This is a genomic window from Curtobacterium sp. MCBD17_023, from assembly GCF_003224415.1.
Lineage (GTDB): Bacteria > Actinomycetota > Actinomycetes > Actinomycetales > Microbacteriaceae > Curtobacterium.
Genome location: NZ_QKLJ01000029.1, coordinates 1 through 5285, shown reverse-complemented (window position 1 = coordinate 5285; position 5285 = coordinate 1). Strand labels below are relative to the sequence as shown.

The following is a 5285-nucleotide window of genomic DNA, read 5'->3' as shown; positions in this document are numbered from 1 at the left end:
TGAAAAGAAGTCCGGCGGCGTCCTACTCTCCCACAAGGTCCCCCTTGCAGTACCATCGGCGCTGAGAGGCTTAGCTTCCGGGTTCGGAATGTGACCGGGCGTTTCCCTCTCGCTATGACCACCGGAACAATTTCGACACTCCAACAAGGAAGCTTCGAAACCATTCCGCGCATGCGCGGTGTTCAGTTTCAGTTGTTCCCGATCGTCTGTCGGGAACCACAAAGTGGACGCGAGCCCCACACCCGTAAGGGTGTGGGTAAAAAGTGTGTGTCAAGTCTTCGGCTTATTAGTACCGGTCAGCTCCACGGGTCGTTAGTCCCCGCTTCCACATCCGGCCTATCAACCCAGTAGTCTGCTGGGAGCCTCTCACACTCAAGGTGCATGGAAATCTCATCTCGAAGACGGCTTCCCGCTTAGATGCTTTCAGCGGTTATCCGGTCCGAACGTAGCTAATCAGCGGTGCCCTTGGCAGAACAACTGACACACCAGAGGTTCGTCCATCCCGGTCCTCTCGTACTAGGGATAGATCTTCTCAAATTTCCAACGCGCGCAGCGGATAGGGACCGAACTGTCTCACGACGTTCTAAACCCAGCTCGCGTACCGCTTTAATGGGCGAACAGCCCAACCCTTGGGACCTACTCCAGCCCCAGGATGCGACGAGCCGACATCGAGGTGCCAAACCATGCCGTCGATATGGACTCTTGGGCAAGATCAGCCTGTTATCCCCGAGGTACCTTTTATCCGTTGAGCGACAGCGCTTCCACAAGCCACTGCCGGATCACTAGTCCCGACTTTCGTCCCTGCTCGACCTGTCAGTCTCACAGTCAAGCTCCCTTGTGCACTTACACTCGCCACCTGATTGCCAACCAGGTTGAGGGAACCTTTGGGCGCCTCCGTTACTCTTTGGGAGGCAACCGCCCCAGTTAAACTACCCATCAGGCACTGTCCATGAACCCGATCAGGGTCCTACGTTAGACATCCAAAGTGACCAGAGTGGTATTTCAACAATGACTCCACGAACACTAGCGTGCCCGCTTCACAGTCTCCCACCTATCCTACACAAGCCACTCCGAACACCAATACCAAACTATAGTAAAGGTCACGGGGTCTTTCCGTCCTGCTGCGCGTAACGAGCATCTTTACTCGTAGTGCAATTTCGCCGAGTTCGCGGTTGAGACAGCTGGGAAGTCGTTACGCCATTCGTGCAGGTCGGAACTTACCCGACAAGGAATTTCGCTACCTTAGGATGGTTATAGTTACCACCGCCGTTTACTGGGGCTTAAATTCAGAGCTTCGCCGTGAGGCTGACCCTTCCTCTTAACCTTCCAGCACCGGGCAGGCGTCAGTCCGTATACATCGTCTTGCGACTTCGCACGGACCTGTGTTTTTAGTAAACAGTCGCTTCCCACTGGTCTCTGCGGCCTTCAACGCTCACGGAGTGAATCCGGTCACGTGTCCGGCCCCCCTTCTCCCGAAGTTACGGGGGCATTTTGCCGAGTTCCTTAACCACGATTATCTCGATCTCCTTGGTATTCTCTACCTGACCACCTGAGTCGGTTTCGGGTACGGGCGGCTGCAACCTCGCGTCGATGCTTTTCTCGGCAGCATAGGATCACTGATTTCCCCTTACGGGTACGCGTCGGATCTCAGGCGTACAGACGACGGATTTGCCTATCGTCAGCCCTACATCCTTACACCAGGTTCACCTTACGGATACCATCGCCTGGCTCAGCTACCTTCCTGCGTCACACCTGTTCATACGCTAACCGCACCAGCATGGGGTCGAGCGTTAGACCGGCCCGTCTCACCCCGAAGGGATCAACAAGTGCCGGGTTAGGACTCTTAGCACCACTGGATTAGCTTGGGCGGTTGTTCGCCGGTACGGGAATATCAACCCGTTGTCCATCGACTACGCCTGTCGGCCTCGCCTTAGGTCCCGACTTACCCAGGGCGGATTAACCTGGCCCTGGAACCCTTGGTCTTTCGGAGGACGGGTTTCTCACCCGTCTTTCGCTACTCATGCCTGCATTCTCACTCGTGTGGCGTCCACGGCTGGATCACTCCGCCGCTTCACTCGCCACACGACGCTCTCCTACCACTCCGCACGACTGAACCACGAAGGCTTGTCCATGTGCGAAATCTACAACTTCGGCGGTGTGCTTGAGCCCCGTTACATTGTCGGCGCGGAATCACTTGACCAGTGAGCTATTACGCACTCTTTCAAGGGTGGCTGCTTCTAAGCCAACCTCCTGGTTGTCTGTGCAACTCCACATCCTTTCCCACTTAGCACACGCTTAGGGGCCTTAGTTGGTAGTCTGGGTTGTTTCCCTCTCGACGATGAAGCTTATCCCCCACCGTCTCACTGCTGCGCTCTCACTCACCGGCATTCGGAGTTTGGCTGACGTCAGTAACCTGTTGAGGCCCATCGGCCATCCAGTAGCTCTACCTCCGGCGAGAAACACGCAACGCTGCACCTAAATGCATTTCGGAGAGAACCAGCTATCACGAAGTTTGATTGGCCTTTCACCCCTATCCACAGCTCATCCCCTCCATTTTCAACTGAAGTGGGTTCGGTCCTCCACGACGTCTTACCGTCGCTTCAACCTGGCCATGGATAGATCACTTCGCTTCGGGTCTAGGACATGCGACTGAATCGCCCTATTCAGACTCGCTTTCGCTACGGCTACCCCACACGGGTTAACCTCGCCACATATCGCTAACTCGCAGGCTCATTCTTCAAAAGGCACGCCGTCACCCCTACAAAGGAGGCTCCGACGGTTTGTAAGCAAACGGTTTCAGGTACTATTTCACTCCCCTCCCGGGGTACTTTTCACCTTTCCCTCACGGTACTTGTCCGCTATCGGTCATCTGGGAGTATTTAGGCTTATCAGGTGGTCCTGACAGATTCACACGGGATTTCTCGGGCCCCGTGCTACTTGGGATACACATCCGGCCATAACACCATTTCGTCTACGGGGCTGGCACCCACTACGGCCCGGCTTTCAAACCGGTTCGACTATGATGCGCTGTAACCGTCCCAGTCCGGCAGAACTGAGCGACGTGTCCCACAACCCCGACCATGCAACGCCCGCCGGCTATCACACATGATCGGTTTAGCCTCATCCGTTTTCGCTCGCCACTACTCACGGAATCACATGTTGTTTTCTCTTCCTGTGGGTACTGAGATGTTTCACTTCCCCACGTTCCCTCTACCCGCCCTATATATTCAGGCGGGAGTCACCAGGTCGACAAGTCGCCTGGCGGGGTTTCCCCATTCGGAAATCCTCGGCTCACAGCTCGATTATCAGCTCCCCGAGGCTTATCGCAGATTTCTACGTCCTTCTTCGGCTCCAGATGCCAAGGCATCCACCGTTTGCTCTTAGAAACTTGACCACAAAGATTAAAATTGCGATCCAACGCCATGTTTCACGCCAACCCGAAAGCCGACGATCATCGATGACGCGAATCTAAAGATGCTCGCGTCCACTGTGTAGTTCTCAACATACGATCGGCACCACACTCCACCAGACACAACGCCTGACTTCATGCAGCCCACCGAAGGACCTTGCGGCCCAACCCCCAACCACCGAACCCGCCTCCAAAAGAGACAACCCGACGATCAGGAAGCCTGGTCCCTCAGGACCCAACAACGTGCACCAGCCAACCCGCTTCCCCCCGACCCGTTCCAACCCAGACACCTCACAAAGAGACACCCGAGCGTACTGAGACCAGAAGACGCGCTCCCGACTGCACTGTCAATGTTCCACCCATGAGCTACCCGTCGGACACGTTCGGTCCGAACCGGGCGCCTGGACCAGCAACCAACCCACCACGACGGTGAGCAGCACTGACCAGATGCTCCTTAGAAAGGAGGTGATCCAGCCGCACCTTCCGGTACGGCTACCTTGTTACGACTTAGTCCTAATCACCGATCCCACCTTCGACGGCTCCTTCCACAAGGGTTAGGCCACCGGCTTCGGGTGTTACCGACTTTCATGACTTGACGGGCGGTGTGTACAAGGCCCGGGAACGTATTCACCGCAGCGTTGCTGATCTGCGATTACTAGCGACTCCGACTTCATGAGGTCGAGTTGCAGACCTCAATCCGAACTGAGACCGGCTTTTTGGGATTCGCTCCACCTTACGGTATCGCAGCCCTTTGTACCGGCCATTGTAGCATGCGTGAAGCCCAAGACATAAGGGGCATGATGATTTGACGTCATCCCCACCTTCCTCCGAGTTGACCCCGGCAGTCTCCTATGAGTCCCCGGCATAACCCGCTGGCAACATAGAACGAGGGTTGCGCTCGTTGCGGGACTTAACCCAACATCTCACGACACGAGCTGACGACAACCATGCACCACCTGTACACCGACCACAAGGGGGCGACCATCTCTGGCCGTTTCCGGTGTATGTCAAGCCTTGGTAAGGTTCTTCGCGTTGCATCGAATTAATCCGCATGCTCCGCCGCTTGTGCGGGCCCCCGTCAATTCCTTTGAGTTTTAGCCTTGCGGCCGTACTCCCCAGGCGGGGCGCTTAATGCGTTAGCTACGACACAGAAACCGTGGAAAGGTCCCTACATCTAGCGCCCAACGTTTACGGCATGGACTACCAGGGTATCTAATCCTGTTCGCTCCCCATGCTTTCGCTCCTCAGCGTCAGTTACGGCCCAGAGATCTGCCTTCGCCATCGGTGTTCCTCCTGATATCTGCGCATTCCACCGCTACACCAGGAATTCCAATCTCCCCTACCGCACTCTAGTCTGCCCGTACCCACTGCAAGCCCGAGGTTGAGCCTCGGGATTTCACAGCAGACGCGACAAACCGCCTACGAGCTCTTTACGCCCAATAATTCCGGACAACGCTTGCACCCTACGTATTACCGCGGCTGCTGGCACGTAGTTAGCCGGTGCTTTTTCTGCAGGTACCGTCACTTTCGCTTCTTCCCTACTAAAAGAGGTTTACAACCCGAAGGCCGTCATCCCTCACGCGGCGTTGCTGCATCAGGCTTTCGCCCATTGTGCAATATTCCCCACTGCTGCCTCCCGTAGGAGTCTGGGCCGTGTCTCAGTCCCAGTGTGGCCGGTCACCCTCTCAGGCCGGCTACCCGTCGTCGCCTTGGTGAGCCATTACCTCACCAACAAGCTGATAGGCCGCGAGTCCATCCCCAACCAAAAAATCTTTCCACCACCAGGCCATGCGACCAGTAGTCATATCCAGTATTAGACGTCGTTTCCAACGCTTATCCCAGAGTCAGGGGCAGGTTACTCACGTGTTACTCACCC

3 rRNA genes are annotated in these 5285 nt (G+C 55.9%); all 3 read right to left on the bottom strand.

The features are described 5' to 3' along the window. Positions 1 to 9: 9 nt before the first annotated feature. Positions 10 to 126, bottom strand: a 5S ribosomal RNA gene (gene rrf, locus DEI84_RS15400). A 140-nt stretch (positions 127 to 266) separates the two neighbouring features. Further along, a 23S ribosomal RNA gene (locus DEI84_RS15395) occupies positions 267 to 3394 on the bottom strand. A gap of 473 nt (positions 3395 to 3867) precedes the next feature. Then, positions 3868 to 5285, bottom strand: a 16S ribosomal RNA gene (locus DEI84_RS15390); the annotation flags it as partial.